This window comes from Vitiosangium sp. GDMCC 1.1324 (genome assembly GCF_003044305.1).
Taxonomy (GTDB): domain Bacteria; phylum Myxococcota; class Myxococcia; order Myxococcales; family Myxococcaceae; genus Archangium.
On record NZ_PZOX01000003.1, the window covers coordinates 310,136 to 326,132 of the forward strand.

Annotated in this window: 10 protein-coding genes and 1 pseudogene; 7 read left to right on the top strand and 4 right to left on the bottom strand. The window is 68.9% G+C overall.

The features are described 5' to 3' along the window. Positions 1-27 precede the first annotated feature (27 nt). Complete coding sequence (locus tag DAT35_RS09810; protein WP_108066678.1) at positions 28-2,418, top strand: protein kinase; 2,391 nt, start codon at positions 28-30, stop codon at positions 2,416-2,418. Between the two features lies 1 nt (position 2,419). Here DAT35_RS09810 and DAT35_RS09815 read toward each other — a convergent pair whose 3' ends face one another. Next, positions 2,420-2,929 carry a helix-turn-helix domain-containing protein gene (locus DAT35_RS09815; protein WP_108066679.1) on the bottom strand — a complete coding sequence of 170 codons (510 nt, stop codon included), beginning with the start codon at positions 2,927-2,929 and terminating at the stop codon, positions 2,420-2,422. A 91-nt stretch (positions 2,930-3,020) separates the two neighbouring features. On the opposite strand from DAT35_RS09815, the gene DAT35_RS09820 reads away from it, so the two are divergent. Continuing rightward, a complete protein-coding gene (locus DAT35_RS09820; RefSeq protein WP_108066680.1) occupies positions 3,021-4,250 on the top strand; it encodes a Glu/Leu/Phe/Val dehydrogenase in 1,230 nt (409 codons plus the stop codon). 80 nt (positions 4,251-4,330) lie between these two features. Beyond that, positions 4,331-5,548: pseudogene (gene ilvA, locus DAT35_RS09825) on the top strand (threonine ammonia-lyase); the annotation flags it as partial. A gap of 24 nt (positions 5,549-5,572) precedes the next feature. On the opposite strand, the gene DAT35_RS09830 reads toward ilvA, so the two are convergent. Further along, positions 5,573-9,013: a WD40 repeat domain-containing serine/threonine protein kinase gene (locus DAT35_RS09830; RefSeq protein ID WP_108066682.1), complete on the bottom strand. Its 3,441-nt coding sequence runs from the start codon at positions 9,011-9,013 to the stop codon at positions 5,573-5,575. Positions 9,014-9,429: 416 nt separating this feature from the next. On the opposite strand from DAT35_RS09830, the gene DAT35_RS09835 reads away from it, so the two are divergent. From DAT35_RS09835 to DAT35_RS09845, 3 genes are all read left to right on the top strand, one after another. Beyond that, positions 9,430-10,023 carry a hypothetical protein gene (locus DAT35_RS09835; protein ID WP_108066683.1) on the top strand — a complete coding sequence of 198 codons (594 nt, stop codon included), beginning with the start codon at positions 9,430-9,432 and terminating at the stop codon, positions 10,021-10,023. A 228-nt stretch (positions 10,024-10,251) separates the two neighbouring features. Continuing rightward, positions 10,252-12,315, top strand: coding sequence for a serine/threonine-protein kinase (locus tag DAT35_RS09840; RefSeq protein WP_108066684.1), 2,064 nt, complete (start codon positions 10,252-10,254; stop codon positions 12,313-12,315). An 86-nt stretch (positions 12,316-12,401) separates the two neighbouring features. Beyond that, positions 12,402-13,346 (top strand): DUF2381 family protein, encoded by a 945-nt coding sequence (locus DAT35_RS09845; protein ID WP_108066685.1) that lies wholly within the window; start codon positions 12,402-12,404, stop codon positions 13,344-13,346. A 214-nt stretch (positions 13,347-13,560) separates the two neighbouring features. Here the strand turns inward: DAT35_RS09845 and DAT35_RS09850 are convergent, their stop codons facing one another. Further along, positions 13,561-14,361: a hypothetical protein gene (locus tag DAT35_RS09850; RefSeq protein ID WP_108066686.1), complete on the bottom strand. Its 801-nt coding sequence runs from the start codon at positions 14,359-14,361 to the stop codon at positions 13,561-13,563. Positions 14,362-14,448: 87 nt separating this feature from the next. Continuing rightward, positions 14,449-15,201 (bottom strand): DUF4722 domain-containing protein, encoded by a 753-nt coding sequence (locus tag DAT35_RS09855; RefSeq protein WP_233261393.1) that lies wholly within the window; start codon positions 15,199-15,201, stop codon positions 14,449-14,451. Between the two features lie 196 nt (positions 15,202-15,397). Here DAT35_RS09855 and DAT35_RS09860 point away from each other — a divergent pair, with 196 nt between their 5' ends. After that, a complete protein-coding gene (locus DAT35_RS09860; RefSeq protein WP_108066687.1) occupies positions 15,398-15,985 on the top strand; it encodes a hypothetical protein in 588 nt (195 codons plus the stop codon). Positions 15,986-15,997 lie beyond the last annotated feature (12 nt).

Below are 15,997 nucleotides of genomic sequence, written 5' to 3' on the forward strand. Positions count from 1 at the left end.
CGCGGGATGGCCTAGAATCCTCCCGCAGTGTCCTACCACCGTTCCGCTCCACCTCCCGATGACGACGCCACCGTGGTGACGCTCCCCGGGCGGCCGGAGGAGAGCGACACCCCGCACCCGACGCCGTCCCCGGAGCTCTTCGCCGGGCGCTATCGCCTCGAGGCGCTCGTGGGGCGCGGGGGCATGGGCCGGGTGTACCGGGCTCGCGACGTGCTCGTCGGCGACGTGGTGGCCCTCAAGACGTTGGACCTGGAGAAGGACCCCGGTGCGAACGCCCTCGAGCGCTTCCGCCGCGAGGTCCGCCTGGCCCGCCGCATCTCCCATCCCCACGTCGCGCGCATGCACGACCTCGGAGAGCACGAAGGTCAACACTTCCTCACCATGGAGTACGTGGAGGGCGTGGACCTGCGCTCGCTCATCACCCACGAGGGGCCGCTGGCGCCCGGGCGCGCCGCCCACATCGCCCTGGCGGTGTGCGAGGGCCTGGCCGCCGCCCACTCGGCCGGCGTGGTGCACCGCGACCTGAAGTCCGCCAACGTCCTCGTCGAGAAGGGCGGGCGCGTCGTCCTCACCGACTTCGGCATCGCCCGCGCCCTGGCGGAGGAGGCCGCCCGGAGCACCCTGGGCACCGCCGGCACGCCCATGTACATGGCGCCGGAGCAGCTCTCCAGCGGCGAGGTGGACACCCGCGCCGACCTCTACGCCGTGGGGCTGATGCTCTACGAGATGCTCACCGCGGCACTGCCCTTCTCCGGCGACTCGCCCATGGCCGTGGCCTTCGCCCGCCTGCACCAGCCTCCGCCGGATCCCCGAGCGAAAACGGCCGTGCCCGACGCGCTCGCCGAGCTGGTGCTGCACTGCCTCGCCCGCTACCCCGAGCACCGCCCCGCGAGCGCCGCTCATTTCGCCCGCTCGCTGCACACGTGGCTGGAGAGCGTCGGCGAGCTGGCTCCCACGCTCGTGTCGCTGCCAGCGCTGCCCACGCCCCCACCCCCGCGGGAGGTGTTCACCATCTCCCAGCGCCTCACCACCGGCGAGGCGGGCGTGGCCATCCTCCCGCTGCGCTTCCAGGGTCCCCAGGAGCGCGCGTTCCTCGGCGACGCGCTCACGGATGCGCTCATCGACGTGCTGTCACGCACCCGGGGCCTGCGCGTGCCCTGCAGCGCGGCCACCACGCGCTTCCGCAACGAGCGCGAGCCCCGCGCCGTGGGCCGCGAATTGGGCGTGGGCTTCCTCGTCGACGGCACGGTGCAGAGCGTGGGCCCCACGGTCCGCGTCTCCATCCGCCTGGTGGAGACGGCCCATGGCACCCAGCTGTGGAGCGACCGCTTCGAGGACTCCTCCGCGGATGCCTTCGAGCAGCAGGACAGGCTGGGCCCGCGCATCGCCGAGGCGCTGCGCGTCGAGCTGTGGGTCGCCTCCGAGCGCGACATCGCCCCACCGGAGGCCCTCACGCTGTTCCGCCAGGGCTTCGTCCAGGGCTACACCCCGGGCTTCGCTCCGGACGTCGCGATCGGCTGGCTGGAGCGGTCCATCGAGCTCGCGCCGGACTTCATGCCCGCGCAGGCGCTCCATGCCCTCTTGAGCATGCGGGCCTGGTTCGTGGGCGGCTCGAGCACGCAGCGCGACTGGGGAGAGGTGGCCCGCGCCAGCGCCGAGCGCCTCGAGCAGCGGGCCCCCCAGCTCCCCGAGACGCACCTGGCCCGGGGGATGCTCGCCGCGCAGGAGGGAGACTGGCGCGAAGCCGTGCTCCGCGCCCGGACCTCGCTCGAGGCGGCCCACACCTTCCCGGTGGCCATGCTGTTCCTCGGCAGCCTCCAGTGCGAGGCCGGACGCGCCGACGAGGGGCTCGTGCTCCTGCGCCGGGCCTTCGACCTCGACTCGCGGATGGGCCTGTGCCTGTTCGAGATCGCCCGGTGCAGCGCCCTGCACGGACGGATGGAGGACTACCTCCAGGCCAGCGAGAGGCTCGCCGCGTTCACCTCCTACCGCATCCCGAGCCTGATGCTCCGCCTGCGCGTCGCCGCCTGGATGGGAGACCTGGAGGGGGTCCGGCGGTGCAAGCACGCCCTGGAGGACGAGTCACCCGGCGCGGCGCTCACCGGCCTGCGCTACGCCGCCGCCGTGCTCGGCGAGGTGGATCCACTCGCCTCACTCGCCCCCCTGGACGCCATGCTGGGCCGCCCGCTCAGCCCCCGGTTCGCCTCGCTGATGCGCCAGCTCGCCACCGAGCAGCTCTGCCTCACCGGGCACCCCCAGAAGGCGCTGGACTACTTCCTGGGTGCGGCCCACTCGGCGCTGATCGACCTGGAGTGGACCGACCATTGCCCCGCGCTCGAGCCCCTGCGCACCCTGCCCGGCTTCGCCGAGGGCCGCCGCGAGGTGCGCAGCCGGGTGGAAGTCATCTGGGACGGGTAGCTCACTCCTGCCCGCTTCCGGAGGGCGTGGAAGGCATCTTCGCCCGGCGAGCCCGGTGGTAGTGCGCAACGCACAGCTCCCTCGCCAGCACCGGCTTCTCGCAGCCCGGCTCCTTGCAGCGGGGGGCCTCCTCGGCCGGCATCTCTCCGGACGTGCGCTCGACGCCGAACATGGCCTCCGCCACCGCCAGCAGCCGGTCCACCTCCGCCCGCGTCAGCTGGCGCACTCGCGCGAAGTCCACCAGCCGGTGCGCCCCCGCCGCCTCGTCCTCCTCCACCCGGAAGAGCTCCGCCAGGGGCACCCCCAGCGCCGCCGCCACCTGCACCAGCGTCTCGTAGCTGGGGCTGCGCTCCCCCCGCTCCAGCAGGGACGCGAAGCTCACGGAGATGCCACACCGCTCGGCGAAGTCCTCCTGCTTCAGGCCCCGCCGCTCGCGCAGGGCACGGATGCGCCGGGCGAGCCCCTGCAGGTGCCCGCTCGCATCCTGGGCTGACGGGGAACTGGAGCGCATCGCCAACCCATGCTAGCGCACCTCTTCTGTTAAGGTCTCGCGCCGTCGCCGGTCCCCCGCGCCGGAGCCGACCCAGGAGAGCACCCCGGCCATGCAAGCCTTCGAAGGGATTCACCACTACTTCCGCAAGGCCGCGCGCATCATGGACGTGGGCGAGCGCATCGAAACGCTGCTCGCCACGCCCCTCCGCGAGGTCAAGGTCCAGGTCTCCATCGAGCTCGACAACGGGGAGATCCGCACCTTCCACGGCTACCGCATCCAGCACGACAACAGCCGCGGCCCCATGAAGGGCGGCCTGCGCTACCACCCCTCCATCACCCAGGAGGAGTGCGTGGCACTCGCCTCGCTGATGACGTGGAAGACGGCCGTGGTGAACCTGCCCTACGGTGGCGCCAAGGGCGGCATCGCGGTGGACCCCACCCAGCTCTCCCTCAAAGAGATGGAGCGGCTCACCCGCAAGTACGTGGACCAGATTCAGGACGTCATCGGCCCCACCCGCGACATCGCCGCCCCCGACGTCAACACCAACCCCCAGGTGATGGCGTGGTACATGGACCAGTACTCGCGCTACCACGGGCACTCGCCGGCCGTCGTCACCGGCAAGCCTCCGGAGCTGTACGGCTCGCGAGGCCGTGACTCGGCCACGGGGCGCGGCCTGCTCTACATCACCCGCGAGATCCTCCGGGACGTGGGCATGCCCATGAAGGGCACGCGCTTCGCCATCCAGGGCTTCGGCAACGTGGGCAGCCACACCGCGCAGCTGCTGTGGCAGGACGGCGGCGTGGTGGTGGCCGTGTCGGACGTGTACGGCGGCGTGTTCAACCCGCAGGGCCTCGACGTCCCCGGCCTCTTCGAGCACGTGAAGCGCACCGGCACCGTCACCGGCTTCGGCGGCGGCCAGGCCTGCAAGAGCGACGACGTGCTCGCCTCCGACTGCGACGTGCTCATTCCCGCCGCGCTCGGCCATGCTTTGAATCGCAACAACGCCAACGCGGTGCGCGCCCGGCTCATCATCGAGGGCGCCAACGGTCCCACGGACCCCGAGGCGGACGAGATTTTCGAGAAGCGCGGCGTGCTGGTGGTGCCGGACATCCTCGCCAACGCGGGCGGTGTGACGGTCAGCTACTACGAGTGGGTGCAGAATCTCCAGCACCTCACCTGGGAAGAGGACCGGGTGAACGCCGAGTTGGAGAAGACGATGAAGGAGGCCTACGACCGGGTGGCCCAGCTGGCGCGCTCGCGCAAGGTGACGTTGCGCACCGCGGCATTCATCCTGGCCATCGGGCGTGTGGGTAAAGCCACGGTGTTGCGAGGTATCTGACGGCCGAGCGGGCAGCCGACAGCCCGGAGTCCCCTCCCCTTTCGCCCGGGCGGAGCTTCGGTTATCAGGCGCGACACAAGCTCATGGTCACGCTCCAGCAGATCGAAGAGGCCCAGCAGCGCATCAGTGAAGCCGTCTACCGCTCGGCCTGTCCCCGGTCGGAGCAGTTCAAGGACATCACGGACTGCACGGCGCTGTACTGCAAGCTGGAGAACCTCCAGCGCACAGGCGCCTTCAAGGAGCGAGGGGCGCTCAACAAGCTGCTCACGCTCACGCCGGACGATCGGGCCCGCGGTGTCATCGCCGCCTCGGCGGGCAACCACGCGCAGGGGCTGGCCTACCACGCGGGCCGCCAGGGCGTGAACGCGACCATCGTCATGCCGGAGCGCACCCCACTCATCAAGGCGGCGCGCACGCGCTCCTACGGCGCCAAGGTGGTGCTGCACGGCGCCAACTTCGACGAGGCCTACGCCGAGGCGCTGCGCATCCAGGATCGGGAGAACCGCGTCTTCGTCCACCCGTTCAATGATCCGCTCGTCATCGCGGGCCAGGGCACCATCGGGCTGGAGCTGCTCGAGCAGTGCCCGTACATGGACATGGTGGTGGTGCCCATTGGCGGAGGCGGGCTCATCTCCGGCGTGGCATGCGCGCTCAAGGAGACCAACCCGCGCATCAAAATTATCGGCGTGCAGGCCGGGGTCATCGCGAGCATGAAGGCGTCGGTGGACGCGGGGAAGGTGGTGGAGCTGCCCGCCGGAACCACCATCGCGGACGGCATCGCGGTGAAGCGCCCGGGCGACGAGACCTTCGAGATGATCCGCCGCTACGTGGACGACATCGTCACGGTGGACGAGGAGGAGATCGCCAACGCCATCCTGCTGCTGCTGGAGCGGGAGAAGACGGTGGTGGAGGGCGCGGGCGCGGTGGGACTGGCGGCGCTCATCAACGGGAAGATTCCCTCAGCGCGCGGGCGCAAGGTGGTGATGCTCATCTCCGGGGGCAACATCGACGTGAACCTGGTCAGCCGCATCATCGAGCGCGGCCTGGTGAAGGACGGGCGCCTGGTGCGGCTGATCGTGAAGATGCCGGATCGGCCGGGGATGCTCGCGCGGCTCACGGCGGAGATCGCCCAGCAGGGCGCCAACGTGGTGGAGATCTACCACAACCGCGCCTTCTCGAAGGCGGGCCTGGGCGAGGTGGCGGTGGAGGTGACGCTGGAGACGCGCGGCCGCGGCCACATCGAGGAGCTGATGGGCAGCCTGGGACAGAAGGGCTGGCAGGTCGCGGAAGAGACGTGAGGCCCGCGGCCACTCCACCCCGCCTCAATGCCAGGTGCTCGGCGGCGGCTCGTCGCTCGTGAAGGACTTCAGCCAGGCGCGCAGGGCCTCCGGCTCCAGGGGCAGGTCGTCCGGCCAGAGCCGGATGCTGCCGTCCTCGCCGGTGGAGACGAGCGTCCTTCCGTCCGGAAAGAAGGCCACCGCCTCCACCTGCCCGGTGTGACCTCGCAGCGCGCGGCTCTCCCCGGTGGCCAGGTCCCACAGCAGCACGGTCTTGTCGAGACTCGCCGAGGCCAGGCGCGTTCCGTCCGGCGAGAAGGCGAGGTCCAGGACATCGCCCTGGTGACCTCGGGGCCAGGAGCGCGGCTCTCCCGTCCGCCCGTCCCAGAGCATCACGCGGCCATCCTTCTGGTTGCGGCTGGCCACCACATCGCCCAGCGGCGAGTAGCGCAGTTCCAGCACACCTCCACCGCTCGTGCCCTGGTGACGGAGCTGACCACTTTCCACATCCCAGAAGCTCACGAGCTGGTCCATTCCGCCCGTGACGAGGAGATCGCCCTTCGGGGAGAAGGCCACGGCGCGTACGGCGTCCTGGTGACCGCTCAGGCTCCGGAACTCGCCCGTGGTCACGTTCCACAGCCGCACCTCCTTGTCCTCGCCCGCGGAGGCGAGGCGCCCACCGTTGGGTGAGAACGCGAGCTGCCACACCTTCGCGCCGTGTGCTCCGAGACGCTGTCCCGTGCCCGAAGCGGGCTCCCACAGCCGCACCTCCCCGGTCTCGTCCGCCGTGGCGAGACGCTGACCCTCCCCGGAGAAGGCGAGCGCCGTGATGCGGGCCTCATGTCCTGGCGGGAGGAGCCGCGCGCTTCCGGTGGCGGAGGCGAACAGGTGGAGCCGTCCATCCAATCCACCCGCTGCCAGCCACTGGCCATCCTGGGAGAAGCCCAGCGCGCCCGGAGCGAAGCCGGGTGCCTCCAGGAGGGTCTCCCCCGAGGAGGCATCGAGAAGCCGCAGAACGCCCTGCTCGGACAGCGAGGCCAGGCGCCGTCCGTCGGAGGAGAGCACCAGCGAGGCCTGGGGGGAGGCGCCCGACAGGAGCACGTGGTGGAGCTTCGTCTCCATGGAGAACACGCGCACCTGCCCGGTGTAGCTGGCGACGGCCAACAGCCGGTCATCCGGCGAGAACAGGACGAGGTGGGCTTGTTGCCGGGGTCCGCGGAGCACGCGGGGCTCTCCGGTCGCGAGCTCCCAGAGGATCGCGGTCCGGTCGGCGCTGGCCGAGGCGAGGTAGCGGCCATCCGAGGTGACATCCAGGCTGTTGATGAGCCCTTCGTGATGGTGGAGATCCCGAGCCTGGCCCGTGGCGGAGTTGCGCAGCCGGATCACCCCCTCCTGAGTACCAATCGCCACCCAGGGAGTACCCGGGACGAAGGCGAGCGACGTACCGATGCCGAGGTTGCGTGCGAGCAGTTGCCCCTGGCGGGTTCCAGGCCGCCAGATGTGCAGCTCCCCCCTCGTGTCCACCGTGAAGAGACGGCCATCCTCGGAGAAGCCCCCCACGGTGGGCTGGACCTGCTCCAACACCTGGAAGGAACCCGTCTCCACGTCTCCCAGGGCCGAGGCGGCATTGCGGTGGCCTCGCACGAACACCCAGGAGCCGTGCGGTGAGGCCAACAGCTCCTCGATGCCCTGGACGCCCGTGTGGAACGTGCGGAGCTCGCCCGTGGCCAGGTCCCAGCGGTGAAGCACGTCATCCGTCTGACTCGCGGCGAGCAGGCACCTGCCCTGACAGCCCACGGTCAGCGCCGACACGGGACCCGGCAGGGCCGGGAAGGTCTTGACCTCGACCTTGCCGTCCCCAGCGTCGGGGTTCCACTGGCGCAGGACACCATCCTTGTCGCTGGAGATGAAGCCCTGGCCATTCGGGAGCATCCGGATCCGCCACACCTCGTCGGAGTGACCGCGCAGGAGCAGGTGCTCCCTGCCCAGTTCGGGATCCCAGACCCGAAGCGTGCGATCGTCGCTGGCGGAGACGAGATACCTGCCGTCGGCCGTGAACGCGATGTCGTTGACGTGCTGCGTGTGGCCGCGCAGCACCCGGGCAAACCCCACGGCCTGGGCATCCGCCGCGATCGTCCGCGCCACCGACCACTTCGCGAAGTCATGCGAGAGATGCCGCAACGAATCGAGGGCCTCGTTGGGCGCCTCGTCCACGGAGTCCCGCGCCTTGGCCAGCAGGAGCTCATCGGACTGGGCCTGCGCCTGCCGCCGAGCATCCTGGGCCTCATCCCGCTCGGACTGCTCCTGCCGCCAGGCCTTCTGGGCCTCATCCCGCTCGAGCCGGACCTGGTGGAAGCTCTCCGCACCCAGGACGGCGAGCAGCAGCAGAGCCACCGCAGACACCGTCACGGTCGCCCGATAGCGCCGCACGAAGCGGCGCAGCAGTTCCATCCACGAGTACTCGTAGGCTCCGACGATCTGTCCCGTCTGGAAGCGCCGCAGATCCTCCGCCATCTCGCGCGCGGTGGCGTAGCGCTCGGCGGGATGGCGCGCCATCGCCTTGGTCACGATGGCCAGCAGATCCCTCGGAATGCCGTCCCGGAGGCTGGCCAGGGGCGGCGGGGGGCCGTTCATCACCCGCGCCAGCACCTGATCCGAGGTGGTCCCCTCATAGGGACGGGTGCCCGCGAGCAGATGATAGAGGATGGCCCCCAGGGCATAGACGTCGGCGCGCTCGTCCACGGCCTGGCCCGCGGCCTGCTCCGGAGGCATGTACGCGGGCGTCCCCATCACCGTGCCCACCCGGGTCATGTCGCCGTCCAGGACGGTGCCCACGGAGACGCGTGCACCCGTGGACGCGGCGTTCTCCGCGCGCGAGAGATCCTTGGCCAGGCCCCAATCGATGACCACCGTCTCGCCGAACCCTCCCACCAGGATGTTGGCCGGCTTGAGGTCGCGGTGGATGATGCGCTCGGAGTGCGCGTAGGCGATGGCCTCGGCCACCGCCAACACGTGGGGCAACAGGGCCAGCCGCTCCTCCAACGTCTTGTGCTCGGAGATGACGTCCGCCAGCGAGCGTCCGGAGACGAGCTTCATCGCGAAGAAGAGCTCGCCATCCGGCCAGCGACCCGCCTCGTACACCGACACGATGGAGGGGTGCTGCAGACGCGCGGTGACGAACGCCTCGGTCACGAAGCGGGACTCGGCCTCCGGAGAGGGGGAGAGCATCTGCTTGAGGGCCACGGGGCGGCCGAGCCGCAAGTCCCGGGCGCGCAGGATGCGGCCGATGCCGCCGTGCGCGAGCTCCCCCTCGATGGCGTAGCGCGCGGGGTCCACCTCGGGCAGCAGGAAGCCGGGAGGGGCTTGCTCCAGACGCGAGGGAGAGGACGTCGGCAGGGTGGGGGCATCCCCGATGCCGGAGACGTCCCGGGCGGGGACGGAGTCGGTGGGGATACCCGCCTCATCAACGGGTCTGACCTGGCTCATGAATGTCTCCCGGGAACTTCCGGGCACCTCGAAGAAGCGCCGCCTTTTATGACCCTCGGCCGCGCAAGTCGAGCGCAGGCCTGGGACCGCTCACGCCCGCCAGAAAGCGCCCAGGCCTAAGCCCCTGGCCCCCAGGCAGAGGGCCACCACGGCCAACAGATGCCCTCGGGTGCTGGTCGTTGCGGGGGCGAGGCGTGGAGGTTTGAGGCCCTCGAGCGTCTCGGAACACCGAGAGCCCGACACCGGGAAGGGAGGCGCTGCTCGGCGCCAACTTCGACGAGGCCTACGCCGAGCAAGCTCATGGACGCCGAGTGGGCTCTTGTCCTCCTCCGGACGGATGCGCACTGACGCCGTGCCCCACAGGCTCACGTTTCGCGAACAATCGGTCCAAGGTCGAAAATGCCAGGACCCGGAGCATGTCCCCCACGACAGAAGAGTTGATCGCCATCGCGCGCCAATACTGGCGCCCGGACAAGGACTACGGGCTAGGCAGTAACCCCGAGCACCACAGGCTCCAGGGGCGGTGGGCGCAAGCGCTCAAGGAGTTTGACCGATGGCGCGCGATGAAGCGGGAGATCAAGCACGAACTCCGGCAAGAGCTCCCCGGCCTCAAACTCAAAATGGGAGACGCCACCGCGACACCCGACGCCTGCTTTCGCTGCCAGGTCTATCCGGACGAGAGGACAGAAGACGGCCGAGTGCTCCCCCGCCCCTGGATACTCGTCGGATGTGCCAGCATCATCGCCCCCGTCTACATCGTCTATGCCGTGGAATATGACGTCGTCGGCATGGAGGAACTCCACCCCCGGGTCCTCCTCGAGCCGTTCCCGCCTGAGCTGCGGCGTCCGGCCGAGATCATCGGCAGGAAGATCGAAGCGACGTACGGCTACAGCAAGGTCCCGCGCGAGATCGCCCAGACGCCCGTCCCACTCTTCGTGGAATGGGTGGAACCTCCCGAGACGACGCTGTTCCACGCACTCTTCACCAACGAGCCTGACAACCTACCTTGACTCTCGGTGGCACCGCCGAACGCCCACGAACCAGGGACGCGAACGGCACGCCCCATCCGCTTCTGACCCGCTTACAGCCAGGCAACCCCTTCATCGTTCGAGGCAACACGCAGCCCATCTGCTCGAAAATCGGCCCCCAGTTGGCTCGAAATGAGCGCCTGGGCCCGCGAACGCGCCGACCAGTGGTCAGGGGTCATGTTACACTGACCCACTCCGGAGGTAGCGCGCATGAGCGAATCCGTGGAGGGGCAGGTTCCGGCGGAGCAAGGGTGGCAAGCGTGGAGGCCTTGGCGGCCCTGGCGGGGCATGGAGGAGTGGGAGGAGGCGTGGTCCCCGGCGCCTGGCCTCCGGGTGGACGGCTACCGGTTGGAAGCGCGGCTGGGAGAAGGGGGCCAGGGCAGCGTGTACCGGGCCCGGCGCGGCGGCCGGCTGTACGCCATCAAGTTCTTCTTCCTGGCGTCGAACGACTGGGCCTGGCGCGAGCTGGAGATACGGCTGCGCCTGCGGCGCGTGGGCTCGCTGGAGATGCTGGGCTGCGGTGTGTGTCCACCCACCCGGCCCCGCTTCGTCTACCTCGTCATGCCGTACGTGCGCGGGCGCCCCCTGTACGACTGGGCCCGGGAGAAGAACGTCACGGCGCGGGACGCGGCGCGCATGGTGCGGGAGATGGCGCGGCAACTGGTGGACGTGCATGCGGCCGGAGTCGTGCACCGCGACATCAAGGGCGCCAACGTCCTGGTGCGAAAGAAGGATGGGATGCCGGTGCTGGTGGACTTCGGCGTGGGCACGTACGTGGGCGCGCCGGAAATCACCAACCCCATGGCGCTGCCGGGCACACGCCACTACCGCAGCCCCGAGGCCCTGCGCTTCCGGCGCGAGCGCGCGGGCGATCATTCCCCGGCGCGGACCTCGGATGACCTCTGGGCGCTGGGCGTCCTCCTCTACTGGCTGCTCACGGGCAGCCATCCCTTCGACACCGCGGACCCGAGGGAGGACGAGGGAGCCCTGGCGGACATCATCCTGAAGCATGAGCCCGAGCCGCCCCACGTGCGCAACCCGCGCGTGCCCCGGGCGCTGAGCGAGCTGTGCCTGCGCATGCTGGAGAAGTCACTCCAGGCGCGCTTCCCGGACGCGCGGGCGGTGTGCGCGGAGCTGGAGGCGGTGCTGGCGGAGGCGGACGGCACGTGGGACGTACCGCTGTGCGAGGCGTGGGGCCCCGAAGAGGCCACCACTCCCCAGGAGGAGGGACTCGACCTGGGGGACTGGCTGGACAAGGCGCGGCGGCTGAAGCTCTACGCGCGGCTGCACCCCCGGCGAGGCAGGCCCTACCCCCTCGCGGAAGCATCCACGATCCCGGGTCCTCCCGAGGCCCCGCCGCCTGGAGAGCGCGGGAACGCGGCGGACACGAGCGCCACGGCCGAACCCCCACGGACCCGGGGCAGGCCCTGGCGCACAGTGGCCTGGGTCGGTGCCGCGTTGGCGCTGGGCCTCGTAGGCCTGATCGTCCTGCTGCGTTCCCCCGCCATTCCCGCTCCCGAGGAGCCATCCACTACTTCCGAGGTGTTCTCCGCTCCCACCATGCTGGAGGTCACAAAACCCGGCCAGGAAGTGGCGTCCGAGAGCAAGCCGCCGGAAGTTGGCGGAGGCGCGGCGCCCTCACGGGACACCACCCCCGCGCCCGTCGCCAGTGCGACGCCCCGGAAGGACGGCACGCGCGTGAAGACTCCACAGCAGCCCCCCCCTCGACAGCAGAAACAGCAGAGCACGATGCTCGACGGCGTGAGCAGGACCTGCGTCCTGGTCTGGGTCGCCGGCCAACTCGCGTGCGCCAGCCCCGAGCCCCAGGTGCGCCCCATCGTCACCACCCCCACCACGCGCATGCCTCCGCCCGCGGAGTGCCCCGCCGGATCCGCGGAGACCATGAAGCAGGTGGGAGGGCTGGGCATCGGGGCCCGTACGGGTGTCGTTTTTGTCATCGACGGTGAGTACGTCATCAGTCAACGCATCACCGTGCACCCGGGCCAGGCCGCCACGCTCACCATGGGCCAGCCGTGGGGGAAGTTTCCAGCCCACACCCGGTTCTTCGGGCAGCTCCTCCTCGGAGAGGGGCGGGTCTACGGACGCTTCACCCAGGCCCGCACTCCCGATGGGCTGACGTACTCCGTCTGCTTCGACCTCTATGACAGTGCGACGGACGGCGAGCGCGGCGTGTGGATGGAGCCTGGCAGCCGGCAGGACGCCGCGATCATCTTTTCCTCGGTGAGGCTCCAAGCGGTGAAGCGCTTCGAGTAGGGCACCGAGCAGCGCAGGAGCGGAAGAATGGCCAGCTCAACGTGGGAGGTTCCTGCTAACCTCTCCACTCCGGAGGTCTCGTTCCCATGCCCGCCCAGTCCCCCACCGCCGTCCTGCTGCTGCTCCTCCACTCGAGCGCTCCGGCACTCTCACAGCCCGCCACCACGCCCTGGGGCATGACGGGGGCGCCCCTCTTCACGGTGACGGCGGATACCGCAGGAGAATCACGTGAGGTGCCCATCAGTTCGAATCGCGTCCTCACGTTCATCTTCAACACGCCCGTCCAGAGTGAGAGCGACGTGGTGGTGGAGGAGCGTGAGCATTTCCGGCAGATCTCGTTGTCGAAGGACGGGCTCATGCTCACCCTGCTGCTGTCGGACGAACTGCCGCTGGGCAAGGGGTTGAGGCTGACGGTGCGCTTCGCGGATGGGGGGCCGCCCACGAGTCTGGACTTCACGCTGGTGGTGTCCCCCCGGGCCGAGCCTCAGGTGGAGGTTTACCGCTCCCTGCGCCCTTGCGACTCGTACCGGCAGCAGGCCGAGGAGGCGGAAGAGCGAGTGCAGCAGTGCCAGACGCAGCTGGCACGGGAGCGCGCGGAGCATGGCGTGCCCCGAGGCCTCACCGGGCTGCTCGCCTCGAAGCAGATGAACGACAAGGGCATCCGCGCCAAGCGCATCACCAAGGACGTCACCCTCCGCCCCGGAGAAGCCTTCACCGTTTATGAAGTGGTGAGCTACCGCGCCACGGGCGGAGAGAAGGAGACTCCGGTGACACGGCTGGCAGTGGAGCTGAGGCTCTGGAATCGAGGCACCCGGCCCTGGAGCCCCACGAGCGCCCAACTGGTGGGCCAGGGCGGGCAGTGGGACCTCCAGGTGTGGCCACCGGAACCCATCGCTCCGAATGACTCGCTTAACGTGCTAGTGGAGGTGGAACGACCCGGGCTCGCACATCCTGGCCCATACATCCTGAAGCTCTGGGACAAGAGCGGGACCCGGACGGCCACGCTCTCCGGGGTGACGTTCGCGGAGTGAGGCACGACATGGGTCTACAGAGCGGCGGCAGCACCCTGTCGAGCTGAACCCTGCGCATGGGCTGTATGGCGCAGAAGGCAACCCACGGGCTTGCCCAACACGACGGTGTTATTGCTTTACAGGGCCTTACCCTGCCGTGAGAGGGGCTGCCCTCCTGCCCCGTCTATCGCCCCGGGCGACTGGCGCCGAAGTGGCCAGCACTGGAAAAAGGATGCTAATGCCGCCCCAACTGCCTGTCCCAGGCGTACAACTGCCCGTTCGCCGCGTATCTGTCGGCGCTGGAAATATCCTCGAAGTCCTCCGGGGGAAGCGCGCAGAGGCGCTCGCGCAGGAAGTCCGGGTCACTGAGCACCTCGCGGTGTTTGAGATCGGTGTTCGCCTCCACCACGACAGGCATCACCCGGAGCACAGCCTCCAGACAGTCCTCTCGGGTAGCGCGAGCCATGCGCTCCACCGTCAGGGCCAGGTGCTCGCGGACCGAGGCAGAGCCTCCGGGGCACCATGCCTCCAGGGTTTTGCCGTAGATATCGTCCATGAGTTCTTCCAGCGTGTACTTCTTACCGGGCCAGAACGCGTAACGAGGGCCCTGGAGTATGTCCCAGAAACGGAGCACCGAGGCGAGCCGGTTCGCCATGCGCTCCGCGCTCCGCGGCGGGGACGGAGACACGGTATAATGGAGGGCGCCCCACGGAGTGCTCAGGCAAAAGGACTCGAAGGCCTCCCTCATGCGCTGGTGCGCTGTCTCCGGGACCCCTTCATCCAAGTCCATGAAGATGCCGCCGAACATGTGTATCCACCAACGTGTGCGGCCCAAGTCGAAATCAGCCCCCGAGTGCATCACCAGCACCTCGCCGGGCGCAACCTGGCGCATCTGCCGGGGCTGGGGAAACGCACTGGTCTTGAGATACTCCCGGGCCCACCAGCGTCCCTCGGCTCTCGCCTTGCCGCGGATGGCGGCGGTAGTGCCGTAGAGCCACGCTGGAAACTCGAGCACCGGGGACTGTTCCGTGGTCATGGCTTTCCGCCCTACCACAGCGGTCAGACGCTCCTCAAGCGCCAGGCACTTCGCGCGCTCCGAGGACAGCAGACGCCTCCCTCCCGCTCAGCGGCAGTCCACAGGCAGGTAGACTTGTCCCTCAAAGCCCTTGGGCCGTTCGCCCCCTTCATAGGCGCCCCGGATCGCCTGCTCGGCCAACGCACCACGCTGTTCTATTTTTTCCCCGGGCAACTCCTCTTCCTTCTGGGCCACCCGCTCCTTCCAGGAAGCATCGGGCTTCTTGCGCCGGTAGCTCCAGCGGTACAGAGTCACTCCGGGCTCTGGCGTGCGCCAGGACAACTGCCAGAGTGCTCCCCCTTTCTCGAATTCGAGGAAGAGCGACCCCTCGAAGCCGGTGCCTCCCGTGAGCTTCTTGTCAGGCTTGACAACCTCATTGAGCGCCGCCAAGTACCGCCCTGCCTGTTGTCTCCCTTCCCTGCGCGATTCCTCATCGTCCGGCTTGAGTTCGAACAGGACGAGGGCGTTGGTATCGGTAATGTCCGGGCGCAAGAGCCTCACGAGCTCCGAAAGACGCTTGGGATCCCCCAACTTACCATCCTTCACAATGTCGTAGAGGCTGATGGTGTTGAGGAAGACCACGTTGGAGGGATGTTGCACGCGGTACTCCAGGCCAATGGCCTCATGTGCGGCCTTGCCGAGAAAAGCGCCCCAGGGCTCCTTGGAGTCCGGCTTGCGGCCAGGGAGCTTGGAGGAGGGCGGCTCCGCCTGTGCGCTGAGGGCCGCCACGAGCACCAGGAGAAAACCCACCAGCCCCAAGGTACTCCTCGTCCTGCTTCCACGCTCTTTCACGTCCAACATGCTCCTCCCGGTAATGGCGTAACGTTGGGAGGGGAACATGACGGGCTGACATGTCGACGACGTGAGCCCGCCTGAGCAGGGGTGGCGCTCGTAAGACCCTGTAAAATAACAAAATTACCACGTTTGTGATTGGACGTCGTCACGGAGAACGGAGAGTAGAGCCTCCAGGCCTTGCTCCGTGAAGGGATTGATTTCGATGACCGACAACCTGTCTACGCAACGTCTCTCGGAGCTGGTCCACCAGTACTACCCGGCCAACCTCATGGAGTTCGATGAGGGGTACTCTGAGTCGGAGCAGTACCAGCGCCTGATTCGAGCCCGACAGGAGGCCTTGAAGAACTCGGGGCCCTGGGAGCGCATGATGTCCAAGCTCACGGAGGCACTGCCCGATTGCTCGGTGGAGGACTGGAGCGTCCTCTTCTCCGATGACAACTGCTGGCGCGTCCGCGTGTACCTGCCCGAGGTGCGACAACCCAAAGAAGGAGAGCGGGAAGCCCGAGCCGTCGTGGTCCTCGTCAGCATCCTGGCTCCGGTGTACGTGCGCTACAGTTCGTTCCGCCGGAAGATCGGGGCTCAGTGGGAAGCTCCCTCGCTCTTCTACGAGGACATCCCGGAGACGAAGCCCTACGCGGACAAGGTGGAGGCATTGGTGCGCTCGGAGTTGGACACGCGGCCCCTCCCCTACGACACGCTCTTCACCCTGGTCCCCGACGTCCATTGCCGCCACGCCCGCCTCGGCACAGCCCGGCTCATCGACTGCCTCTTCACCGACGACCGCTGGTAGGCACGGCCGCCG

Bases quoted from the DNA above. Each gene is read 5' to 3' on its own strand.
- DAT35_RS09820 (WP_108066680.1), top strand. From the start codon at position 3,021: ATGCAAGCCTTCGAAGGGATTCACCACTACTTCCGCAAGGCCGCGCGC.
- DAT35_RS09855 (WP_233261393.1), bottom strand. From the start codon at position 15,201: ATGTTGGACGTGAAAGAGCGTGGAAGCAGGACGAGGAGTACCTTGGGG.
- DAT35_RS09845 (WP_108066685.1), top strand. From the start codon at position 12,402: ATGCCCGCCCAGTCCCCCACCGCCGTCCTGCTGCTGCTCCTCCACTCG.
- DAT35_RS09860 (WP_108066687.1), top strand. From the start codon at position 15,398: ATGACCGACAACCTGTCTACGCAACGTCTCTCGGAGCTGGTCCACCAG.
- DAT35_RS09830 (WP_108066682.1), bottom strand. From the start codon at position 9,013: ATGAGCCAGGTCAGACCCGTTGATGAGGCGGGTATCCCCACCGACTCC.
- DAT35_RS09840 (WP_108066684.1), top strand. From the start codon at position 10,252: ATGAGCGAATCCGTGGAGGGGCAGGTTCCGGCGGAGCAAGGGTGGCAA.
- DAT35_RS09850 (WP_108066686.1), bottom strand. From the start codon at position 14,361: ATGACCACGGAACAGTCCCCGGTGCTCGAGTTTCCAGCGTGGCTCTAC.
- DAT35_RS09835 (WP_108066683.1), top strand. From the start codon at position 9,430: ATGTCCCCCACGACAGAAGAGTTGATCGCCATCGCGCGCCAATACTGG.
- DAT35_RS09815 (WP_108066679.1), bottom strand. From the start codon at position 2,929: ATGCGCTCCAGTTCCCCGTCAGCCCAGGATGCGAGCGGGCACCTGCAG.